Genomic DNA, 16,565 nt, shown 5'->3' on the forward strand with positions numbered 1-16,565 from the left:
CTAGCGTCTGATCCCACAGCGAGCGCCAGTTCGGGTGGCGCGAGCACCGGCTGATCTTAGGAGCGTGGGATGGCTAGACGAACACTTGTGCGTACTGCTGCAGTTCTCGGCGCGGCATCACTGGCACTTGCAGGCTGTAGCTCGGACAAGTCGGATGACTCGTCTTCGAGTGGCTCTACGTCCGGCGCTTCTGCCGCGACGACATCCGTCACGACTGATTGCACCCCGGAGCAGGCCAAGGCCGGCGCCACCCCGTCCACGGAAGCGCTGCGCATCGGCACGCTTCTTCCCGATACAGGCAGCTTGTCGTTCCTCGGGCCGCCGATGGTCGCGGGCACCCAGCTGGGAGTCAACGACGTCAATGCAGCCGGAGGCGTTCTCGGCCAACCGGTCCAGCTGATTCCCGGCGATTCGGGTGACACCACAACGGACACCGCCAATACCACCGTCGACCGCGAATTGGCTGCAGGCACTCAGGTCATCGTCGGCGCCGCGTCGTCTTCGGTCTCGCTCAAGGTGATCGACAAGATCGCCAGCGCAGGCGTCGTGATGTTCTCGCCTGCCAACACCTCGGACCAATTCGTCTGCTACCCAGACAAGGGCATGTACTTCCGCACCGCTCCGACGGACGTACTGCAGGCTCAGGCCGTCGCACAGCTCATTTCGGACGACGGTGGTCAGCGCGTAGCGATCATGGCCCTCAACGACCCGTACGGGACGGGTCTGGCGGACAACATCGAAAAGAATCTGATCGATTCGGGTGTCCCCTCCGATCAGATCGAGAAGATCATCTACGACCCGAACGCGCAGTCGTTCAACTCCGAAGTCGATCAAGTCAAGAACTTCAATCCGGATGCAGTGGCACTGGTGGGCTTCGAAGAGTCGGCGAAGATCATCACGCGCATGCACGAAGTGGGCATCGGCCCGTCGGACGGAATGGCGATGTACGGCGTCGACGGCAACATGGGCAACGCTCTCGGCGAATCCGTGGCGAAGCCGTTGCTCGACACCATGCAGGGAACGACGCCCCTGACGGACGTCGGAGCTGCCTTCCAGGATCGTCTGAAGGCTGTGAACCCCTCTCTGATCGACTTCAACTACGCCGGAGAGTCATACGACGCGGTGGTGATCTCAGCGCTCGCTGCCGAGCAGGCGAAGTCGACGGCCGGTACCGACATCGCGGCCAACATCAACAGCGTTACCGAAGGCGGCACCAAGTGCACGTCCTACGTCGAGTGCCTGCCGTTGGTGAAGGCGGGAACCGACATCGACTACGACGGCATCACCGGTGAGTTGGACTTCAACGATTCGGGGGAGCCGTCCATCGGTTCGTACGGAAAGCTCAAGTTCGGCCCTGAGAACACCCTGACCACAGAAGGATTCGTGGTGGTGGGCAAGTAAGTCGTGGGCAGGTAAGCAGCCAACGAGAATGGGCCAGGGTCTCGCGACCCTGGCCCATTCTCGTGTCTGTACTACTTCTCTTTGCTTCCAGCGAGCGTTCCCAAGTACAACTCGATCACCTTGGGGTCGTTCATCAGATTGGCGCCGGTGTCGGTGTACGCGTTCTTACCCTGATCGAGTACGTAACCGCGGTCGCAGATCTGAAGGCAGCGGCGCGCGTTCTGCTCGACCATGATGACCGAGACACCCGCAGCATTGATCTTCTTGCAGCGGATGAACACCTCGTCCTGGAACATGGGGGACAGGCCCGCGGACGGTTCGTCGAGCAGCAGCACCGACGGATCCATCATCAGGGCCCGGCCCATCGCGACCATCTGGCGTTCACCACCCGAGAGTGCGCCGGCCTTCACCTTTCGTCGTTCACTCAGAAGAGGGAACAGTTCACTCACGAAGGCGAATCGTTCCGCGAATGCCTTGGGACGCAGATAAATGCCCATTTCGAGGTTTTCTTCGATGGTCAGAGTCTGAAAGACGTTCTGCGTTTGAGGGACGTACCCGACTCCCTTCTGAACGAGGACGTGAGCGGGCGCAGACGTGATGTTGTCCTCGCGTAGAGTGACCGACCCTTCGCGTACCGGTATCAGTCCGAACAGTGATTTCAGGAGTGTCGATTTGCCTGCGCCGTTCGGTCCGATGATCCCGACGATTTCCCCTTCCTTCAGGAAGAAGTTGCACTCACGCAGAATGTTGACGCCGGGAATGTAGCCCGCGACGAGGCTGTCGGCGCGGAGCAGGGCACCTGCCGACAGTCGCTGATGCTCCTCGGCCGTCGCGGCGAACTCTGCAGGCGTGAGTGAACGTGCGTGGTTCTCGCTCATGGCTTCTCGTGCCTTCCGCGCGGTTCCTCGGGACTCGATTCCAGCGTCGCGGCGAGATCGGCCGGAAGGTTGTCGACGTCGGGTTCCGACAGGTCCCCGCCCGACTCGAGGGTTTCGACCTCGGCTTCAGCCAGGGCGGCGGCCAGAACGGCCGTCTCGCCCACCGGATTTCCGTTGTCGTCGAACTCGAGGGCCTGGTCATGGTGGCTGCCCAGATATGCGTCGACGACGGCTGTGTTGGACGAGAGTTCGTCCGGGGTGGATTCGGCGATGACGCTGCCCTGCGCCATGACCACCACCCAATCGCTGATGTCTCGGATCACGTCCATGTCGTGCTCGACGAACACGACGGTCATTCCGTCGTCGCGCAATGACTTGATGTGTCCGAGCAGGCTTTGCGTCAGAGCAGGATTGACCCCCGCCATCGGTTCGTCCAGCATCACCACCGAGGGCGAGGTCATGAGTGCGCGAGCCATTTCGAGCAGTTTGCGCTGCCCACCGGAGAGTGAACCGGCGAGGTCGTCGGCCTTGGTGTCGAGTTTGAATCGTGCGAGGAGTTCGTTGGCGCGTTCGGTGATCTCGCGTTCCTGGCCTTTCCAGATCCACGGGACGAGAGATGCAAAAATGCGTTCACCACGTTGGCCGGTGGCACCGAGACGTACGTTGTCCAGCACGGTGAGTTTGGAGAGCGCCTTGGTCAACTGGAACGTCCGTACCACTCCTTTCCTGGCTACCTGGTGGGGATACATGCGGCCCAGCGATTGACCGTCCATCGACCACGTACCGGTGTCCGGCCGGTCGAATCCGGTAAGGAGGTTGAAGAGCGTCGTTTTTCCGGCACCGTTTGGACCGATCAGACCCGTGATGCACCCTCGTTGAATCTCGAGGTGATCGACGTCGACGGCCTTGAGACCGCCGAACGTCCGCGAGACGTTGTCAGCGACCAACACCGGGTCGGGTTTCGCCGATCCGGGAAGGTGAGGAACGTCGGCAAAGATCTGTGCTCTGGTATCGGCGTCAAGCATTGAGTTGCACCTCCCGCTTGTTACCCAGTATTCCCTGCGGTCTGAAGACCATCAGGAGAGCAATCATCAATCCGAGCAGGACGTACCTGGTGGCCCCGACCTGTTGTTCGGTCAGCGAGAGCAGCGGATTCTCGCCGGAGATCGCCTGACGCAGCAAGGCATCAGGGATGGCGAGGAGGAACCAGAACAACATTGCGCCGACCACCGGGCCGAATACCGTTGCCGCCCCGCCCAGAATCAGTGCGCCGAACGCGAAGAACGTCTGCGCGGTCGAGTAGAAGTCCGGGTTGATGGACTTGGTCTGCAAAGCGTTGAACACCCCGGCCAGACCACCGATCACGCCGCCGAGAACCAGCGCCTGCATCTTGTACACGAACACGTTCTTGCCCAACGATCGCGCTGCGTCCTCGTCTTCGCGAACCGCCTTGAGGACGCGCCCCCACGGACTATGCGTCAACAGGTAGACGAATCCGCACAAGATCAAGACCAGCGTCCACCCCACGACCATCGACCAGAGGTCGTCTCCGTAGAACTTCACGCCGAGAAATGAGTACTGCTTGGCCGAGTCGAAGGGGCTCAGTGCGGTGAACGGGTCTGCGAAACCGAACAGGCCATTAGTGGAACCGGTCACCGAATCCGACGCGGTCGAGCGGAAGATCAGACGCAAGATCTCCGAAGCGGCGATGGTCACGATGGCGAGATAGTCGGCGCGCAGACGCAGCGTCGGGATACCGAGCACGAGCGCGAGGAGCCCGGCTGCGGTGAGTCCGACGAGGATGCCGAGCCAGAGCGGCTGGTCGTAGGTCACGGTCATGATGCCGACGCCGTAGCCGCCGAGAAGGGCAAAACCGATCTGACCGAAATTGAGCAGTCCGGCGTAGCCGAAGTGCAGGTTCAACCCGATTGCCAACAGTGCGTAGAAGATTGCCGACGGCCCGATCAGCTGGGCGAAGGAAACCTGGAAAGCTCCCATGATGTCCATGTTCGTCACCCGATCCTTTGTCTGGATCCGAGGATGCCCTGGGGGCGAACCACGAGGATCACGATCAAGACGAGAAGTCCGCCGATGTATTTGAGGTCTGGGTTGATGATGAGCGTCGAGAGTTGGACCAGAAGTCCGACGATGACGCAGCCGAGTAGCGCCCCGTACGCGGTTCCCAGACCACCGAGGGTGATTCCGGCGAACATGAGCAGCAACAGTTTGAAGCCCATTTCCCACTGGACGCGTCCGCCGAGCTCGGAGATACCGAACAGCACACCGCCGAGGGCGGCCAATCCGCCGCCGAGACCCCAGACGAACATGATCACGCGCTCGACGTTGATACCGGACGAAGCGGCGAGGTCACGATTGTCGGAGACGGCACGCATGGCCTTTCCGATGCGAGTCTTCTGCAGAAGCAGTGCGACGCCGACCAGGACGACCAGACTGACGATCATGACTATCGCGTTGGCGTCGGTCAGTGCGATCGGGCCCCAGTTCTTCTCGACCTGGCCCTGGTAGTCGTCGAACGGTTCGGCGCGGTCGGAGAAGAAGATCAGGATCAAGTAGCGCAATGAAATCGCGAGACCGATCGAGACCACCAATTGCGCGATCAACCCGGTCTTGCGCTTACGCAGTGGTTTCCAGACGATTCCGTTGGTCAGCAGGCCGATGCCGATGCCGACGAAGATCGCGAGGATCGTGGCGGGAATCAGCGGAACGCCGAAGGACGTGTTGATCACCCAGGCAGCAACGGCTCCCAACGTCACCATCTCGCCGTGAGCGAAGTTGGTCAGGCCAGTGGTGCCGTAGATCAGGCTCAAACCCACACCGGCGATCGCGATCACGAGGCCGAACCGCAGACCGTCGACCGTCGTGCGGATCAGCTTCTCGCCGAAGCTGACATTCGAGGCGGTACGTACCTCGCCGAACGAGAAGATCACGGTGTTCGCGCGGCCGGCCACCACCTCGCGTTCGACAGCGGCTTGCACACTGACCCCGTCGGGAAGTGTGTCGGCAACGATCTCGAAGGTGTAGGTGCCCGGTGCCACGGCCAGTTCCCAACGGCCGTTCGATGCCGATTCTCCGGTGGCGACTTCCGTGCCGGAAGAATCGAGTGCACGGACGGTGACGCCCTCGAGGCGTGTGCCGCCGTTGTTGAGATTGCCGCTGACGGGGACAGCGTTGTCGGGAACCGGTGCTGTCGGTGTTGCGGATGCTGTCGGGGTCGGCGGTGTAGGGGAAGTGGTCGGTTCCTGAGCCGAAGCAATTCCGGCCAGGCTGAGTAATGCGAAGAACGTCAGTAATGCAAAGGCCAGTAGTCGGCTGAGTGTCGCGAGGGTCTGCCGTTTCACTACGGGTGGGGCCACGTACGTCCTCCGAGCGGGTCGGGAATAGCGCGTCTGGACAAAGGTGCCGCGCAGCACAGGGATTGTTTCGTTGCTGCGATTTCCGGACTCTAACGGCTCCGTTCGCTTCAGATGGGGTTCTGAGATTTCCGGGATGTTTCGGTTCCGTATCGAAGGCCGAAGGCTGCATCAATTGTCCGATTCTTGTGTCTGTTCCTGCGTAAACAACGGCGAAGGCGTCGATGTCGGTCGCGATCCCTAGACTGATGAACCGTGAGCCCCGCAACCACAACTCGGTCCAGCACGTCCACCGCTTCAGCCGGCACCACCGGCAAGGCGGACGATCGCCCTCTTCTGATGCTTCTCGACGGGCATTCGTTGGCGTTTCGCGCCTTCTACGCGCTGCCCGCAGAGAACTTCAAGACACACAGTGGGCAGGCCACCAACGCGGTGTACGGCTTCACGTCGATGTTGATCAACCTTCTTCGTGACGAGCAGCCCACCCACCTGGCCGCGGCCTTCGACGTGTCGCGTCAGACGTTTCGCGCCGACCTGTTCCCCGAATACAAGGCGCAGCGCGCGAAGGCTCCGGACGAATTCAAGGGCCAGATCGACATCACCAAGGACGTTCTCGGCGCGCTGGGCATCCCGGTCATGGCCGAGGAAGGTTTCGAAGCCGACGACGTGATCGCCACCTTGACCACGCAGGCGGAGGCACTCGGATACCGGGTTCTCGTCGTGACCGGTGACCGTGACTCGCTGCAACTGGTGACCGACAACGTCACTGTGCTCTACCCGAAGAAGGGTGTCTCGGAGCTCACCCGATTCACGCCGACGGCCGTCGAGGAGAAGTACAGCCTCACTCCGTCGCAGTATCCGGATTTTGCTGCCCTGCGCGGCGACCCGAGTGACAACCTCCCCGGGATCCCCGGCGTCGGCGAGAAGACCGCTACCAAGTGGATCCGTGAGTACGGCGACCTGCAGGGACTGGTCGACAACGTGGACAAGGTCCGCGGCAAGGTGGGCGACTCACTGCGGGAGAACCTCGCGAACGTCTTGCTCAATCGTCAGCTCACCGAAATGGTTCGCGACGTTCCCTTGCCGTACACGCCCGAGCAGTTGGTGTTGGCCCCGTGGGACCGCGAGAAGATTCATGCGTTGTTCGACGATCTCGAGTTCAAGGTTCTCCGCGATCGACTGTTCGCGACCCTGTCGTCGTCCGAGCCCGAAGCAGAGGAAGGGTTCGAGGTCAGCGGCGACGCACTCGCCCCGGGTGCGGTTGCCGCGTGGCTCGACGCCCACGCACGAACCGGTGAGCGTCACGGCGTGACGGTGCTCGGAACCAGAACTCCGTTCGCCGGCGACGTCACTGCACTCGCGATCGCGGCCTCCGACGGTGAATGTGCATACATCGCGGCGTCGACGGCAACACCGGAAGACGAAGCAGCTCTCGGTGATTGGCTCGCCGACGCATCGCAGCCGAAGGCGCTGCACGAAGCCAAGTGGGCGATCCATGCTCTGCGTGGGCGTGGTTGGACGCTCGGTGGACTGACCAGCGACACTGCTCTGGCCGCGTACCTCGTCCGGCCGGGCCAGCGCAGCTTCAATCTCGACGACCTCTCGCTCCGCTACCTCAAGCGTGAACTGCGCGCCGAAACATCCGGCCAGGAACAGCTTTCACTGCTCGACGACACCGAGCAGCTCGATGCCGAAGCGGCCGAGACCGCGATGCTCAGCGCTCAGGCCGTTCTCGACTTGGCAGCTGCACTGGACACCGAGTTGGAGTCGATCGAGTCCAAGTCGCTCCTCTCCGACATGGAACTGCCGTTGACGATCGAGCTCGCTCAGATCGAGGCCACCGGCATCGCCGTCGACAGCGCGCATCTGCACGATCTTCAGAGCCGTTTCGCCTCCCAGGTCGCCGACGCCGCGAACTCCGCCTACGAGGTGATCGACAAGCAGATCAACCTGGGTTCGCCGAAGCAGCTGCAGGTGGTCTTGTTCGAAGAACTCGACATGCCCAAGACGAAGAAGACGAAGACGGGCTACACCACCGACGCCGAGGCGTTGCAGGGTCTGTTCGACAAGACAGGACACCCGTTCCTCGAACACCTTCTCGCGCACCGTGATGCGACGCGTATGAAGGTGACCGTCGACGGTCTTCTCAAGGCCGTAGCCGAAGACGGACGCATTCACACGACGTTCAATCAGACGGTTGCCGCGACCGGACGCCTGTCGTCGACCGATCCGAACTTGCAGAACATCCCGGTGCGAAACGACGCGGGGCGCGAGATTCGCGACGGATTCGTAGTCGGGCAGGGGTTCGACGTTCTGCTCACTGCCGACTACAGCCAGATCGAAATGCGCATCATGGCGCACGTGTCAGGCGACGAGGGGCTGATCGAGGCATTCAACACCGGTGAGGACCTGCACAGCTTTGTCGGCTCGCGCGCATTCGGTGTACCGATCGAAGAGGTGACTCCTGAACTGCGTCGCCGGGTCAAGGCGATGTCGTACGGTCTGGCCTACGGGCTCAGTGCCTACGGATTGGCGTCGCAGCTGAAGATTTCGACCGAAGAAGCGAAGCAGCAGATGGATGCGTACTTCGCTCGTTTCGGCGGCGTGCGGGATTACCTCCACGCGGTGGTCGAGCAGGCACGTAAGGACGGCTACACCTCGACGCTCTACGGTCGTCGTCGCTACCTGCCGGACCTCAACAGCGACAACCGTCAGCGTCGTGAGGTTGCCGAACGTGCTGCCCTCAATGCGCCGATCCAGGGCACTGCGGCCGACATCATCAAGGTGGCGATGATCAACGTGCAGAAGGCTCTCGCTGACGCCGGATTGACGTCGCGCATGCTGTTGCAGGTGCACGACGAATTGGTGCTCGAAGTGGTTGCCTCCGAGTTGGAGGAGGTCACCGCGCTGGTCAAGGACAAGATGGCCACAGCCATCGAGCTGTCGGTACCCCTGGATGTTTCGGTGGGAACCGGTCGAAGCTGGGACAGCGCGGCTCACTAGGCAGCAACGAAAAAGGCTGGGCCGGAATCGACTTCGATTCCGGCCCAGCCATTTCACGCTATTCAGCAGATGCGGTCTGCTCTGCGATCTGCTTGCGGACCTCGTCCATGTCGAGTGCCTTGACCTGAGTGACGAGCTCTTCGAGCTGAGCGGCGGGAAGCGCGCCGGCCTGGTTGAACACGAGTACGCCTTCGCGGAAGGCCATGATCGTGGGGATGGAGCGGATGTTGGCGGCCGCTGCGATTCCCTGCTCGGCCTCGGTGTCGACCTTGGCGTGAACGACGTCGGCATGCTTCTCCGAAGAGGCTTCGAACGTCGGTGCGAACTGGCGGCACGGGCCGCACCAGGAGGCCCAGAAGTCCACGAGGACGACGTCGCTGCCGTTGATCGTTTCGTCGAAGTTCTGCTGGGTGAGTGTCTGGGTGGCCACAGGGGTCCTTTCCATTGTGCGGGCTGTTGGTGTGTGCAACGCCCCGGAACCGCTGATTCTTCCCTGAGCCGATTTCAGCTTGCGTTCTCGGTCGCCCGAAACGTCCGGCGGTAGGCCTGCGGCGTGGTGCAACGCAGACGAATGAAGTGCTGGCGAAGCACGGCACCGCCGCCGAATCCGACGCGTTCTGCGATGACGTCGACGGAGAGGTCGGAATTCTCGAGGAGATGTTGGGCGGCCAGTACTCGCTGATCGCTGAGCCAGCGGGCGGGGGTTGTTCCCGTTTCCGCTTGGAAACGGCGCGCGAACGTGCGCGCGGACATGTTCGCGCGGGCTGCGACCATGCCCACAGTGAGGTCGAGGGCGAGGTTCTCCGTCATCCAGTCGAGGAGCGGGGCAAGGGTTGCACTCGGCGTCGAGGCGAGGGGAGTGGCAACGTACTGGGCTTGCCCACCGTCACGATGGGGCGGCACCACCATCCTTCTCGCGATGCCATTGGCAACGCGAGAACCCTGTTCTTTTCGGACGATGTGCAGGCACAGGTCAATTCCTGCCGCGGTGCCTGCGCTGGTGAACACCGGATCTTCGTCCACGTACAACACGTCCGGATCGACCTTGGCTTCCGGATACGTCTGGGCAAGCCTCTCTGCATGCCGCCAATGCGTCGTGCATCGCCTTCCGTCCAGTAGTCCAGCCGCCCCGAGGACAAACGCTCCGGTGCACAGACTCGCCACCTTGGCGCCCCGGGCTACGGCCTCGTTGAGTTTGACCAACAGGGGATCGACACTCGAGTCGGGACTCGGTGAGCACATGTACGCGTCGCCGGCGTCGTAGGTTCCGCCGGCGGACACGACGATGAGATCGGCGTCGTCGAGAGAATCGAGGTTGTACGGAACATCGATGTTGTACCCGAACCGCGTTCGGATCGGACCCGGAACTGCGGCGATCAGAGAGAAGTCGTACGTGGGGAGGCCGTCGTCGGATCGGTCGAAGCCGAAGACTTCACATGCGACGCCGAGTTCGAACGCTTCGGTCATCGGCATCAGTGGGACCACCACTTTCGCGAGCATCTTTCGAGTGTGACAGAAAAACAGGAAAGTGGCAGAAAATCGTCCAAGTCTGGCTTTTCTGCCACTACTGCCACGTGGGACATTCCGTCAGGCTGGACACATGGCAATCATCGTCGTCAGCGTCTTGGTCCTACTGGTCCTGAACGTACTAGCTCTTGCCGGCCGAACGCCCGACACTCGTCACGACGTCAGTCCGCACGGAGACTTCACCCTTTGAGGGCAAGTCTGGCCTTTCAATACACCGCAGCTGCGGTGGTGTGGGGAGCCAGTTTCCTCTTCATGAAGATCGGGCTCGAAGGTCTGTCCTTCACGCAGGTAGTTCTGTGGCGCTTGGTCTTCGGTGCGCTCGCGCTGGTTCTCGTGTCAGCGGTCAGCCGGATCGGCCTACCGAGGGACTTTCGCGTCTGGAAACACATGGCTTTTCTCGCAGCGACACAATGCATCGTGCCGTGGCTGCTGTTCAGTTGGGCGGAGCAAAACATGTCTTCGGGACTCGCGAGCATCTACAACGCCACCACGCCACTGATGACTATGGCTGTCTCCCTTGCCTTTCTGCCGGGGGAGACGCTGACGCGATACAAATCGCTGGGGTTGCTTCTCGGATTCGGTGGGGTGCTGATCGTATTGGCGCCGTGGAATCTCGGCGTCGGCGGAAGTGTCAGTTCTCAGGTCGCTTGCCTGGGAGCGACTGCCTCGTACGGGATTTCGTTTGTCTACCTCAGACGTTTCGTGCTTCCTCTCGGCGTCGACACCCGCACGGTCGCGCTATTACAGATCAGTATCGGTGCATTCGTGATGGTTTTGGCCTCACCGGTCATCGCGAATACACCGATGCACCTGACGCCGGCAGTTGTCCTGTCGATGATCGCTCTGGGCGCACTGGGGACCGGGCTCGCATTCATCTGGAACACCAATGTCGTTCAGGGGTGGGGGCCGACTGCGGCGTCCACCGTCACTTATCTCAGTCCAGTGGTGGGCGTCGCTCTCGGCGCAATAGTCTTGAACGAAAGCGTTGGCTGGAATCAGCCGGTTGGTGCACTCGCGGTGATCGCGGGAATCCTGGTGACCCGACGTGCAACCCGATCTGTCACAGCGGCGGCGTCAGTAACCATTCCGTCTTCTGTTCGCCGTCCCAGCGCCTGATCGCGCCGCAGCGCCCTTGAATCACGTCGGTTCCCAGCAGGGCGATGGCTTCACCCAGACGTGCAGGTTCGACGCGTCGGGCGAGCGTCACATGAGGCGTCCACGCGCCGGGCTCGACGTGGGCGGGAAGCGCCGTCGAACCAACGGTTGCCTCGGCTATTTCTCGGTGCAGGTGAAGGAGTGCGCGCGAAGGAATGACCGAGCGCGCCAAGACCATCTGCTTGCCGCCGAACACGATGTAGCCACCGAGTCGGACCTCGAAGTCAGGGGCCGAGAAGCGCCGCTTCAACAGTTTGTCGATCTCCGCGGGGATCTCACGGGCGACGAACAGTGTGATGTGCGGACGGTTGGACGGGCTGTGATGAGAGGCCTGACTTGGTAAACCGGCGTCGGCGAGAAGCTGCCACTGTGCTCGGACTTCCGACTCACTCACTGGATCGAGGAGCAATTCCACCGACTGGACCATGGTGAGCAATGATTGCCTGATGACAGGTGCGAGCGCAATCGGTACTTCGGCCATGCGGCTGGGACTCATGCACGGCGACGGAATCGGCCACGAAATCGTCCCGGCGACACGGCAGATCGTGGATGCGGCGTTGTCAGCGGTTCATGCTCCGCCCGTCGAGTGGGTCGAGCTTCCGCTCGGGAACACGGCCATCGACAGCCACGGCACACCGATTCCCGACGAGACCATCGATTCGTTGGGGCAGCTGCAGGGTTGGATTCTCGGACCCCACGACAGTGCGTCCTATCCGGAGAGGTTTCGCGGACAACTCACACCCGGCGGCGTCATCCGGAAGAAGTTCGAGCTGTTCGCGAACATTCGGCCGGCAGCGGCGTTCCCCGGTGTCAAGGCAATGGTCCCCGACATGGATCTGGTGATCGTCCGCGAGAACACCGAGGGGTTGTACGCGGATCGGAACATGGCAGTCGGCAGCGGCGAGTTCATGCCGACGCCCGACATCGCGCTGGCCGTCGGTGTGTTCACCCGCGCTGCGTGTGAACGGATCGCACGCACTGCCTTCGCGTTGGCGTCGCGACGGCGCAATCACGTCACGATCGTCCACAAAGCCAACGTCCTCACACTGACCACCGGCCTGTTCCGTGACGCCTGCCGAACAGTCGCTGCGGAGTACCCACACGTAGTCGTCGACGACGAGCACGTCGACGCGATGGCGGCGCACCTGGTTCGGCGCGGCGGCGACTTCGATGTCGTGGTGACCGAAAACATGTTCGGCGACATCTTGTCGGATCTGGCGGGCGAGCTGTCCGGTTCACTCGGAACCGCGCCGTCGATCAACGCTTCCGAGACGCAGGTCATGGCTCAGGCTGCGCACGGTGCCGCACCCGACATCGCCGGGAAGAATCGGGCGAACCCGACGGCACTGTTCCTCTCGAGTGCAATGATGCTCGACTGGCTCGGTGATGCGCGTGGCGATCGGTTGTTGTCTGCGGCAGCACGCCGGATTTCAGAGGCCGTTCGCACGACCATCGCGTCGGGCATCGCGACCGCCGACCTCGGCGGTTTGGCATCGACCAGCGAATTTTCCGAAGTCGTGTACGCACACACTCTGCGTCGCTGATTCTTGTACGACAGGCCGGAATCTTGCGAAGTCGGCGACGGTGGAACTCCTGCCGTAACCTACCGTTCGACTGAATTTCGGATGGACGTTGCAAGTGCGGCGATCGACGAGTGGAGAGCAGAGTCGTGGTCGATGAAAACGCACGGGCACCAAGGCCACGTGGCGTGAGTTATGGCTCGAGCAGTGGTGGGCGTATCCGTGCCAACGTGGTGCGAGTCTTGTTGGTGGGCTTGATCGTCGCACTGTGCGGCGGGTGTGTGACCAACAACGAGGGTCTCGTTCCGGAAGGGCCGCCACTTGATGTCCAGAAGGTGCCCGAGATCGCCGCACTTCTGCCGTCCAAGGTCACGGATTCGGGCAAACTGCAGGTCGGGGTCAACATTCCTTACGCGCCAAACGAATTCAAGGACGCGGACGGCAACATCGTCGGTTTCGACGTCGACCTGATGAATGCCGTTGCCGCCGTGCTCGGGGTCGAAGCTGTCTTCAACCAAGCCGACTTCGACAAGATCATCCCCGCTATTCAGTCGGGAAGCTACGACCTCGGCATGTCTTCGTTCACCGACTCCAAGGAGCGCGAGAAGACGGTCGACTTTGTCACGTACTACAGCGCGGGTATCCAGTGGGCCCAGCGGCCGGACAAGCCAGTCGATCCGAACAATGCGTGCGGGCTTCGGGTGGCGGTGCAGACCACGACCACCGAGGACATCGACGAGGTGCCCGCCAAGAGCGAGGCCTGCGTGGCCGAGGGCAAACCCCCGATCGACAAGATCAAGTACGACAGCCAGGACGACGCGGCCAACGCGCTCATTCTCGGTCGAGTCGACGCGCTGTCCGCTGATTCACCAGTGACCGGCTATGCGATCAAACGGAGCAAGGGCCGGATGGAAGCTGCGGGAGAACCCTTCGATTCGGCGCCTTACGGCTGGCCGATCGTGAAGGGCTCCGCCCTCGGTCCCGCCCTGCAGCAGGCAATGCAGTACCTGATCGACAACGGTGTCTATCAACAGATCGCGCAGACCTGGAGTGTCGAGGCCGGCGTCATCGAAGTATCCAAGATCAACGGCGCGGAAAGCTGATGAACATGACAACAACTGAGACCGGCGATCCGGTGCCGATCAAGGCGATTCCACTACGCAGACCTGGTCGTTGGATTGCCGCGGTCGTCGTCGTGGTCCTCTTCGGACTGTTCGTTTACGGCGCGGCGACCAACGAAGCCTTTGCATGGGGGACTTACGGTCAGTATCTGTTCGACAAACGCATCTCCGCTGGTGCGTGGACAACGATCCAGCTGACGGTGCTGGCAATGGTGATCGCGATCGTCCTCGGTGTGATTCTGGCAGTCATGCGACTCTCTCCCAACCCGGTGCTTCGCGCCGCGGCTTGGGGCTATCTGTGGATCTTTCGAGGAACACCTGTCTACGTGCAGTTGGTCTTCTGGGGCCTGTTCCCGTCGATTTACAAGAGCATCGATCTCGGTATTCCCTTCGTACATCAGTTTGCGCACATCAATCTCCAGGACTTGCAGGCAGCGTTTCTGTTTGCCGTGATCGGTTTGGCATTGAACGAGGCCGCCTACATGGCCGAGATCGTCCGCGCCGGCGTGAGTTCGGTCAACGAGGGCCAGACCGAAGCATCTGTTGCATTGGGTATGACGTGGAGTCAGACGATGCGACGAACCGTTCTACCGCAGGCGATGCGCGTCATCATTCCGCCGACCGGTAACGAGGTCATCAGCATGCTCAAGACCACCTCGCTCGTGACGGCGGTCCCTTACAGCTTCGAGTTGTACGGTCGAGCGCGCGATATCTCGGGCGCCAACTTCGAGCCGATTCCCCTGTTGATGGTGGCGGCGACGTGGTACCTCGCAATCACGAGTCTGCTCATGATCGGGCAGTACTACGTCGAGCGTCACTATTCGAAGGGCGCAACCCGAGCACTGACCACACGCCAACTTCAGGCACTGGCCGACGCGCAAGGAAAAGCTACGGTAGTGGAAACGCTTCCGGATACCCCCGGAGGAGAACGCAAATGACCCCCATGGTGAAAGCAGACCGAGTTTGTAAGAACTTCGGCGCATTGGAGGTCCTGAAAGGGATTTCGCTCGAAATCGACCCCGGTCAGGTCCTGTGTCTCGTCGGGCCGTCCGGGTCGGGCAAGTCGACGTTCTTGCGCTGCATCAATCACCTCGAGCAGGTCAACGCCGGCCGACTGTACGTCGACGGCGACCTGGTGGGCTACTCGGAGAAGAACGGAAAACTGTACGAACTTCACCCGCGAGCAGCGGCCAAACAACGCCGCGACATCGGGATGGTGTTTCAGCACTTCAATCTGTTCCCGCACCGCACCGCTCTCGAGAACATCATCGAAGCGCCGACGCAGGTGAAGCGCGTCAGTAAGAAGAAGGCTGTCGAACGAGCGAAGGACCTCCTCGATCAGGTCGGGTTGAGCGCCAAAGCCAACGCCTACCCGGCCCAGTTGTCGGGTGGTCAGCAGCAAAGAGTTGCCATCGCCCGCGCCCTCGCGATGGACCCGAAGCTCATGCTGTTCGACGAGCCGACGTCCGCGCTCGACCCCGAACTGGTCGGTGAAGTTCTCACCGTGATGAAGCAGTTGGCCAAAGAAGGTATGACGATGGTGGTCGTCACCCACGAGATGGGATTCGCCCGCGAGGTCGCCGACCAGTTGGTGTTCATGGACGGGGGAGTTGTGGTCGAGGCAGGCGAGCCGCGGGAACTCCTGGCCAATCCTCAGCACGACCGGACCAAGGCTTTCCTGTCGAAGCTGCTGTAGCCGTCAGGGTTTGACGGCGCTAAAAATTGCAGTGCCCGGAAAGAGTTGGCCGCGCAGGGGACTCCACTGTCCCCATTCGCGGTCCAACCACTCCGGCCATTCGGGCTCGATGATGTCGCGCACCTGAAGTCCGGCGGCGACGATCTCACGAACCCGGTCGCCGATGGTGCGGTGATGCTCGACGTAGGTGGGGACTCCGTTGTCATCGACCTCGACATACGGGGTGCGGTCGAAGTAGGGGAGGGTCGCGGTCAAGCCCTTCGGCCCGGGATCGTCGGGGAAGATCCATCGAATCGGATGGTTGACGGCAAAGACCCACGATCCGCCGGGACGCAGAACCCGGGCGACTTCGTTCATCACTCGCTGCGAATCGGCAACGAACGGGACGGCGCCGAACGCGGAACAGACGATGTCGAAACTCTCGTCGGCAAACGGCAGGAGTTCCGCACTTGCCTGAATCAACGGGACTGCCGGTCCGCCGGCATTCATCGCGTCCTGCCCGCGGGCGAGCATCCCCATCGAGATGTCGAGACCGACGGCCCGAGCACCATGTCCGGCGAGCCATCGGGCACACGGCGCCGAGCCGCAACCCACTTCCAATATGTCCTTGTCGACTATGTCGCCGAGCAAGTGGTGATCGCCCTCGTGCAGCCCTTCGGGGCACCAGACGAATTCACCTTCCGCGCTGTTCACGCCCAGAAACTCGCCGTGGGTTCGGTGGTAATCGTCGGCGTCGGCGTCCCACCACGCACGGCTGGCGCGGTCGCTGGCACTCGAATCGACACGGACTCGGCCGACGCCGCTGGTACCGAGAATGGAATTGGCAGCGGCATGGCGCTCGTCAGACATGAACAACACAGTAGAACGGGTGATGCGGGCGCAGGGTACCCGGG

The 16,565-nt window shown here is 61.8% G+C and carries 15 protein-coding genes; 7 read left to right on the top strand and 8 right to left on the bottom strand.

Features of this window, described 5'->3' with window-relative positions:
• Window positions 1–69: 69 nt before the first annotated feature.
• Window positions 70–1,401, top strand: a complete 1,332-nt coding sequence (locus tag G9U53_RS31030) for an ABC transporter substrate-binding protein (protein ID WP_003944031.1) — start codon at window positions 70–72, stop codon at window positions 1,399–1,401.
• A gap of 71 nt (window positions 1,402–1,472) precedes the next feature.
• Here the strand turns inward: G9U53_RS31030 and G9U53_RS31035 are convergent, their stop codons facing one another.
• From G9U53_RS31035 to G9U53_RS31050, 4 genes are read right to left on the bottom strand one after another with little or no spacing between them, the layout of a single operon-like run.
• A complete protein-coding gene (locus G9U53_RS31035; RefSeq protein ID WP_007728720.1) occupies window positions 1,473–2,279 on the bottom strand; it encodes an ABC transporter ATP-binding protein in 807 nt (268 codons plus the stop codon).
• Window positions 2,276–3,304 carry an ABC transporter ATP-binding protein gene (locus G9U53_RS31040; RefSeq protein WP_029255470.1) on the bottom strand — a complete coding sequence of 343 codons (1,029 nt, stop codon included), beginning with the start codon at window positions 3,302–3,304 and terminating at the stop codon, window positions 2,276–2,278. The genes G9U53_RS31035 and G9U53_RS31040 overlap by 4 nt, the downstream gene beginning before the upstream one ends.
• Complete coding sequence (locus G9U53_RS31045; protein ID WP_003944088.1) at window positions 3,297–4,286, bottom strand: branched-chain amino acid ABC transporter permease; 990 nt, start codon at window positions 4,284–4,286, stop codon at window positions 3,297–3,299. The genes G9U53_RS31040 and G9U53_RS31045 overlap by 8 nt, the downstream gene beginning before the upstream one ends.
• 5 nt (window positions 4,287–4,291) lie before the next feature.
• Complete coding sequence (locus G9U53_RS31050) at window positions 4,292–5,602, bottom strand: branched-chain amino acid ABC transporter permease (RefSeq protein ID WP_037126618.1); 1,311 nt, start codon at window positions 5,600–5,602, stop codon at window positions 4,292–4,294.
• Window positions 5,603–5,905: 303 nt separating this feature from the next.
• Between G9U53_RS31050 and polA the strand changes: the two genes are divergently transcribed.
• Window positions 5,906–8,653, top strand: a complete 2,748-nt coding sequence (polA, locus tag G9U53_RS31055; protein WP_165639866.1) for a DNA polymerase I — start codon at window positions 5,906–5,908, stop codon at window positions 8,651–8,653.
• Between the two features lie 58 nt (window positions 8,654–8,711).
• On the opposite strand, the gene trxA is transcribed toward polA, so the two are convergent.
• Together trxA and G9U53_RS31065 are read right to left on the bottom strand one after the other, a co-directional pair.
• On the bottom strand, window positions 8,712–9,083 hold the full coding sequence (gene trxA, locus G9U53_RS31060; RefSeq protein WP_003944106.1) for a thioredoxin: 372 nt from the start codon (window positions 9,081–9,083) through the stop codon (window positions 8,712–8,714).
• A 74-nt stretch (window positions 9,084–9,157) separates the two neighbouring features.
• A complete protein-coding gene (locus tag G9U53_RS31065) occupies window positions 9,158–10,153 on the bottom strand; it encodes a helix-turn-helix domain-containing protein (RefSeq protein WP_003944097.1) in 996 nt (331 codons plus the stop codon).
• Window positions 10,154–10,366: 213 nt separating this feature from the next.
• On the opposite strand from G9U53_RS31065, the gene G9U53_RS31070 reads away from it, so the two are divergent.
• On the top strand, window positions 10,367–11,296 hold the full coding sequence (locus G9U53_RS31070; RefSeq protein WP_054187415.1) for a DMT family transporter: 930 nt from the start codon (window positions 10,367–10,369) through the stop codon (window positions 11,294–11,296).
• Here G9U53_RS31070 and G9U53_RS31075 read toward each other — a convergent pair.
• Window positions 11,241–11,816 (bottom strand): 2'-5' RNA ligase family protein, encoded by a 576-nt coding sequence (locus G9U53_RS31075; protein ID WP_158646451.1) that lies wholly within the window; start codon window positions 11,814–11,816, stop codon window positions 11,241–11,243. The genes G9U53_RS31070 and G9U53_RS31075 overlap by 56 nt on opposite strands.
• Here G9U53_RS31075 and G9U53_RS31080 point away from each other — a divergent pair.
• The 4 genes from G9U53_RS31080 to G9U53_RS31095 all read left to right on the top strand — a co-directional run bounded on the left by G9U53_RS31080 (window position 11,782) and on the right by G9U53_RS31095 (window position 15,672).
• The gene (locus G9U53_RS31080) at window positions 11,782–12,879 is read left to right on the top strand and encodes an isocitrate/isopropylmalate dehydrogenase family protein (protein ID WP_165639867.1); all 1,098 of its coding nucleotides are present in this window, start codon (window positions 11,782–11,784) and stop codon (window positions 12,877–12,879) included. The genes G9U53_RS31075 and G9U53_RS31080 overlap by 35 nt on opposite strands.
• Window positions 12,880–13,085: 206 nt before the next feature.
• Entirely contained in the window at window positions 13,086–13,958 is an 873-nt protein-coding gene (locus G9U53_RS31085) for an ABC transporter substrate-binding protein (protein WP_024487476.1), read from the top strand.
• Window positions 13,958–14,914, top strand: a complete 957-nt coding sequence (locus G9U53_RS31090) for an amino acid ABC transporter permease (RefSeq protein ID WP_019748635.1) — start codon at window positions 13,958–13,960, stop codon at window positions 14,912–14,914. Before G9U53_RS31085 ends, G9U53_RS31090 begins: the two co-directional genes overlap by 1 nt.
• On the top strand, window positions 14,911–15,672 hold the full coding sequence (locus tag G9U53_RS31095; protein WP_019748634.1) for an amino acid ABC transporter ATP-binding protein: 762 nt from the start codon (window positions 14,911–14,913) through the stop codon (window positions 15,670–15,672). The genes G9U53_RS31090 and G9U53_RS31095 overlap by 4 nt, the downstream gene beginning before the upstream one ends.
• A 3-nt stretch (window positions 15,673–15,675) precedes the next feature.
• Here the strand turns inward: G9U53_RS31095 and G9U53_RS31100 are convergent, their stop codons facing one another.
• Window positions 15,676–16,521, bottom strand: a complete 846-nt coding sequence (locus G9U53_RS31100) for a class I SAM-dependent methyltransferase (protein ID WP_007728737.1) — start codon at window positions 16,519–16,521, stop codon at window positions 15,676–15,678.
• Window positions 16,522–16,565: the final 44 nt, after the last annotated feature.

Origin of the sequence: Rhodococcus sp. D-46 (assembly GCF_011290655.1) — a bacterium.
GTDB classification, from domain to species: domain Bacteria; phylum Actinomycetota; class Actinomycetes; order Mycobacteriales; family Mycobacteriaceae; genus Rhodococcus_F; species Rhodococcus_F qingshengii.

Excerpts from the sequence above, each read along its gene's own strand:
- G9U53_RS31030 (WP_003944031.1), top strand. The coding sequence starts at position 70 with ATGGCTAGACGAACACTTGTGCGTACTGCTGCAGTTCTCGGCGCGGCA.
- G9U53_RS31095 (WP_019748634.1), top strand. The coding sequence starts at position 14,911 with ATGACCCCCATGGTGAAAGCAGACCGAGTTTGTAAGAACTTCGGCGCA.
- G9U53_RS31045 (WP_003944088.1), bottom strand. The coding sequence starts at position 4,286 with ATGGACATCATGGGAGCTTTCCAGGTTTCCTTCGCCCAGCTGATCGGG.
- G9U53_RS31035 (WP_007728720.1), bottom strand. The coding sequence starts at position 2,279 with ATGAGCGAGAACCACGCACGTTCACTCACGCCTGCAGAGTTCGCCGCG.
- G9U53_RS31065 (WP_003944097.1), bottom strand. The coding sequence starts at position 10,153 with ATGCTCGCGAAAGTGGTGGTCCCACTGATGCCGATGACCGAAGCGTTC.
- G9U53_RS31040 (WP_029255470.1), bottom strand. The coding sequence starts at position 3,304 with ATGCTTGACGCCGATACCAGAGCACAGATCTTTGCCGACGTTCCTCAC.
- G9U53_RS31075 (WP_158646451.1), bottom strand. The coding sequence starts at position 11,816 with ATGGCCGAAGTACCGATTGCGCTCGCACCTGTCATCAGGCAATCATTG.
- G9U53_RS31100 (WP_007728737.1), bottom strand. The coding sequence starts at position 16,521 with ATGTCTGACGAGCGCCATGCCGCTGCCAATTCCATTCTCGGTACCAGC.
- G9U53_RS31080 (WP_165639867.1), top strand. The coding sequence starts at position 11,782 with ATGACAGGTGCGAGCGCAATCGGTACTTCGGCCATGCGGCTGGGACTC.
- G9U53_RS31090 (WP_019748635.1), top strand. The coding sequence starts at position 13,958 with ATGAACATGACAACAACTGAGACCGGCGATCCGGTGCCGATCAAGGCG.